The sequence below is a fragment of the Mesobacillus sp. genome, from assembly GCF_049588175.1.
Classification (GTDB): domain Bacteria; phylum Bacillota; class Bacilli; order Bacillales; family Cytobacillaceae; genus Mesobacillus.
This window is the reverse complement of record NZ_JBAVFI010000438.1, coordinates 1-4187: the sequence shown is the minus strand read 5'-3', so window position 1 is coordinate 4187 and position 4187 is coordinate 1. Positions and strand designations below refer to the sequence as shown.

The 4187-nt window shown below is 39.1% G+C and carries 3 protein-coding genes and 1 riboswitch; of the genes, 2 read left to right on the top strand and 1 reads right to left on the bottom strand.

Annotated elements, in window-relative coordinates:
• Positions 1-410: 410 nt before the first annotated feature.
• A complete protein-coding gene (locus tag WB217_RS10765) occupies positions 411-659 on the top strand; it encodes a ferredoxin (RefSeq protein WP_023627496.1) in 249 nt (82 codons plus the stop codon).
• 218 nt (positions 660-877) lie between these two features.
• On the opposite strand, the gene WB217_RS10760 is transcribed toward WB217_RS10765, so the two are convergent.
• Positions 878-1459 carry an ECF transporter S component gene (locus tag WB217_RS10760; protein ID WP_423993228.1) on the bottom strand — a complete coding sequence of 194 codons (582 nt, stop codon included), beginning with the start codon at positions 1457-1459 and terminating at the stop codon, positions 878-880.
• Between the two features lie 163 nt (positions 1460-1622).
• Positions 1623-1757, bottom strand: a riboswitch (FMN riboswitch).
• A gap of 383 nt (positions 1758-2140) precedes the next feature.
• Here WB217_RS10760 and serA point away from each other — a divergent pair.
• Positions 2141-3715 (top strand): phosphoglycerate dehydrogenase, encoded by a 1575-nt coding sequence (gene serA, locus WB217_RS10755; protein WP_423993227.1) that lies wholly within the window; start codon positions 2141-2143, stop codon positions 3713-3715.
• Positions 3716-4187 lie beyond the last annotated feature (472 nt).

Genomic DNA, 4187 nt, shown 5'->3' with positions numbered 1-4187 from the left:
GATATAGATGGGCATCTTGAATAGTTTGGGAAGACTTCTTACCTTGAAAAAGATGGAATAAGGAATAAATTGTCCGTTCACCATTAATTTTTTTTAACAGATACAGGATGACTGCCTCTAGGTATGTAATTTGCATAAAATCACCCTTGCTGAAAATAGAATCATCCCCATGCAATTCCTTTACCTTTCCTATTGCAGGAAAATATTATAGATTTATTTTACCATGAAATGCAGTAGAAAATGTTTTATTTTCAGCCCTAAAACCTCTCAACGCCTTATGTGATAAGCATTCTCAATACTTTTTTTATTGAAATGTTTGCGATACAGTTTTACAATAGGTATGAGGAATACGTTTTCACTTTTTTAGGAAGACGATTTATTATTGTTAAACATTTGGGAGGAATTAGATCATGGCTAAGTACACGATTGTTGACAAAGAAACATGTATTGCATGCGGAGCTTGCGGTGCAGCTGCTCCAGACATTTATGATTACGACGATGAAGGCATTGCATTCGTAACACTTGATGAAAACGAAGGTATCGTAGAGATTCCAGACGTTTTAATTGACGATATGATGGATGCTTTCGAAGGCTGCCCTACTGATTCAATCAAAGTAGCAGATGAGCCATTTAACGGAGATGCTACTAAATTCGAATAATCAATACATAATTCCCGCTTTCCGGCGGGAATTTTTTTTGGGCGCATTTAGCTACATTTATTGATCTTCACGCTTCTTCGCATAGAATGTTGCTGCACTTTAAGTAAATAACAGCATATGGGTATAAGAAATGGTGCCTGCCATAAAGGCCCAATATTGACAAAAAAAGCAACGGTGCAGGCCGTTGCTTTTCTTCTATTTAATCTCTGCTGAGATAATTATGCACTTTTAAAAGACCGTTGTCTTTCAATCCATGTTTTCATTCTTGAGAACAACAGCATGAATACGATCGACATTAAAATACCTTTAACAATATTGAAAGGCAAAATACCTGCCACAATTAATTGTTTTGTTTCCGGCCCAGACATTGCCGGCATATTTAAAAATAATGTATATGCAGGAAGAAATACGAAATAATTCAATACGCTCATCAAGATCGCCATGCTGACTGTACCTGCAACAAGTGCAAACGTCATACCTTTAGTAGTTTTTAACCTCTGGTATAAATAATAGGTTGGAAGGATGAATAGAACACCCGCCACAAAATTAGCAGCATGGCCAACAGGGACACCTGTTTCGCTTCCAGTCATAAAATAATCAAGCATATTCTTTAATAACTCTACCAGGATGCCGGCAGCCGGACCAAAGATTAACGCAGCAATCAATGCAGGTATATCGCTGAAATCAACCATCAGAAACTTTGGAAACGGCGGCAGCGGGAAATTCAACAACATAAGTATATAAGAAATACTGCTTAACATCCCAATTGAAACCATTGCTTTAACACTAAATTTTTTCATAATCCTCTCTCCTTATAGAGATCCATCTCACATAAAGAAGAAAGATTCAGCATTCACACACCCATAAACAAATAAATCCCTCAAGTTTTATTCTTGAGGGAGAAATGTTAAAGGCATGCTTAATAAACATTCAAAACCTGCATTTTTTGAACGTCTGCAGAACCTCCATCTTCTCCCATCCAGACTATACTGTCGGCTTTGGAATCGCACCAAATCCTGCCCCTAAAGGCTCGCGGGCTTAGAGAATATAAATCTCATTACCGCCGATCGGGAATTTCACCCTGCCCCGAAGATAGACCATATTTAATTTACAAACTTATTATACTGAAAAAAAGAATATTTGTGAAGCTGTTTGCATGTGACGATTTAATGTCAGCTACAATCTCCATCCTATTCTTTACTCAATATGAATATGATAATTTAAGTATGGATAAATAGTGGCTGTTTTCGTAAAATTTGTTGCTATTTAAGGAGTGGTTGATTACCACTCCAGAATGCTTGCTTTACGCGGGGTGGCGCTGAGCCTCCACGGCACAATATCCGAACATTTATATTCTTTTGACTCTCATTACATGATAACGTTTTCATTTTTTATGAACATTTCTGCTATTTGACAAAAGAATATTCGTTTTGTAAAATAATCAGAAAATTACATACTTTATTCAGGGGAGTGAGTGCAGAATGTTTCAGATATTAGCAACCGATTCAATTAAAGAGGAAGGTCTGCAGCCGTTATTAGAATTGGAGAACGCACAGGTTTATATGGACAATATTGACTCTGAAAATATCGATTTATCAAAAATTGACGCCCTTTTGGTAAGAAGCGCTACAAAAGTTACCAGTGATTTGCTTGACCGTATGCCTTCACTCAAAATTGTCGGTCGGGCTGGAGTCGGGGTGGATAATATAGATATTTCAGAGGCCACTAAAAAAGGGATTGTCGTTGTAAATGCTCCAGATGGTAATACTATTTCTACTGCTGAGCATACTTTTGCAATGATGGCTGCACTTCTCAGGAATATTCCTCAAGCACACTCCACGGTAAAGAATGGTGAATGGAAAAGAAATCAGTATATCGGAAGTGAATTGTACGGAAAAACATTAGGTATTATCGGAATGGGCAGAATCGGTTCTGAATTGGCCAAGAGGGCTAGAGCCTTTGGAATGGCTGTAAAGGTTTTCGATCCATTCCTGACGAAGGAACGAGCTGCGGTATTGGGGGTACAACTATCCACATTTGATGATTTATTGCCACAAGCAGACATTATTTCCGTCCATACTCCATTAACAAAAGAAACGAAAGGACTTCTCAATGAAAAAACATTAAGCTATACCAAAAAAGGCGTTTACCTGCTTAACTGTGCCAGGGGCGGTATTATTGACGAAATCGCACTTGCTCACTTCATTGAAAAAGGTCACGTAGCCGGAGCTGCACTAGATGTTTTTGAAGTTGAACCTCCTGGGAATCACCCTTTACTCGATCTAGATTCAGTCATAGTAACTCCTCATTTAGGCGCATCCACAAAGGAGGCACAATTGAATGTCGCCACCCAGGTCGCCATGGAAATCAGGACCTTTCTCGAAAACAAACCCGTGGCTAATTCAATTAACCTGCCGGCTATGTCCAAAGAAATTTACGAAAAAATTCAGCCTTTCCACCAGCTTGCCAAAGAAATGGGTAAAATTGTTTCAGAATGCCACAATAAAGGGATTAGCGAGTTAACTGTTACATATTCAGGCACCGCGGCCGAGCTGGAGACTTCCTTCCTTACAAAAGCGCTATTGTCTGGTTTTTTCCAAAATCGCATCGATGTCACTGTTAATGAAGTAAACGCCATCCATATCGCAAAAGAACGAGGAATCATGATCGGCGAGAAAATCACTGGTGATACTTTTGGCTACGCGAATACAGTTACAGTTACTGCCCTTGGTGACGGGGAAACTTTTACAGCAAGAGGGACATATATCGAACATTATGGCCCAAGAATAGTCAATCTAGATGGATTTAACATTGACTTCCACCCATCAGGCAACCTTCTTTATATCCAGCATATGGACCGCCCAGGGGTTATCGGGCATGTAGGGAAAGTTCTGGGCGATCATAACGTCAACATCGCAACGATGCAGGTAGGAAGAAAAGAAGCAGGAGGAGAGGCCATAATGGTCCTTTCATTTGACAAGCCGCTTCAAGAGGATATGATTGAAAAACTACAATCGTTAAAAGATATTGTCACAATAAACAGCATAATACTTTAATGAAGGTTCTTTGGAAAATTTAAATGGTTTCATGAGTTGTTTTCAAACAAACCATTAAAAACAATTTTTTTAGATAACAGCCTTTTCAAAAAAAATTAATCAAAACAACTAGGGTGTCCCAAAAGGTATAAACTTTTGGGCACCCTCTTGTTTTTTAGGACGGCTTGTAAAAATAGTCCGTTGATTTCCGTTCCAGGTGCTTCGCTTTCCTCGGAAGAATTATGAAAAAGCCCAACTGCCGGCTTTTTCATAAGCAAATTCTTCTAGGGACTGGCGCTGAGACCGCAGGACATTGAATAGCTTCCTCGAACCTGCCCACGCACGATGGAAATGCGTTAGCATTTTCGGAGGAGTCTTCGCGCCTTCCACTCCAATCAACAGGGTTTCAATAAATGATCTGTGACCTGTATTTTTGTCGACAAGCTCCTGTATTATTGTTAATATTTTCTAACCTAATGGACAAGCTTTTCGT